This window comes from Mycobacterium interjectum (assembly GCF_900078675.2).
Taxonomy (GTDB): Bacteria; Actinomycetota; Actinomycetes; order Mycobacteriales; family Mycobacteriaceae; genus Mycobacterium; species Mycobacterium interjectum.
Genome location: NZ_LT546257.1, coordinates 3,100 through 3,716, shown reverse-complemented (window position 1 = coordinate 3,716; position 617 = coordinate 3,100). Strand labels below are relative to the sequence as shown.

1 protein-coding gene and 1 pseudogene are annotated in these 617 nt (G+C 70.8%); both read left to right on the top strand.

The window, feature by feature from the left end; all coding sequences use genetic code 11:
• A pseudogene (locus BN4348_RS60935) lies at positions 1 to 296 on the top strand (hypothetical protein); the annotation flags it as partial.
• A 72-nt stretch (positions 297 to 368) separates the two neighbouring features.
• A partial coding sequence (locus BN4348_RS59155) for a PPE domain-containing protein (RefSeq protein ID WP_142308842.1) occupies positions 369 to 617 on the top strand: 249 nt, incomplete at its 3' end.

The following is a 617-nucleotide window of genomic DNA, read 5'->3' as shown; positions in this document are numbered from 1 at the left end:
CCGAGCCGGCGGCCTGGTCGCAGGGGCCCACCGGGGACGGCGCGCACGCCGACCGACTGCAACTTCGCGCGTCGCGGCACTCCGCGCCGACCGACAAGAAGCCGTTCCACAGCACGTGGATGACGAAGGACCGGCCACCGACCTGGAGCCGCTCGTCGCCACAATCGGTGGTGTCGTCGCTGCCAGTCTCGTCCACCGCGTTGCGGTTTGCGCCCCCCGGCGGCCAACCCCGCGCGCCCGCGGCCGTTCTCGCCGACCGGGATGTTTTGACGCGGTTCTGCGTAGCCCTGCTCTGATACGCCGGCGCGCCGGCCATGTAACCCCTGCGTCTATCTCAGGGGAGAGTCCATGTCAAAGCAGAGGTTGTAATGGATTTCGCGACGCTAGCCCCGGAAATCAACTCCGGACTGATGTATTACGGTCCCGGCGCGGGACCGCTGATCCAGGCCGCCATGGCCTGGGACCGGCTGGCCGTGCGGCTGAGCACCGCCGCGGCCGACTATCGCTCCGTCACCGCACAGCTGGTGGCGGGCCGCGGCATGGCGCCCTACCTGGGCTGGCTCGACACCGTCGCCGCGCAGGCTCACCAGGCGGCGATCCAGCTCGCGGCGGCGGCC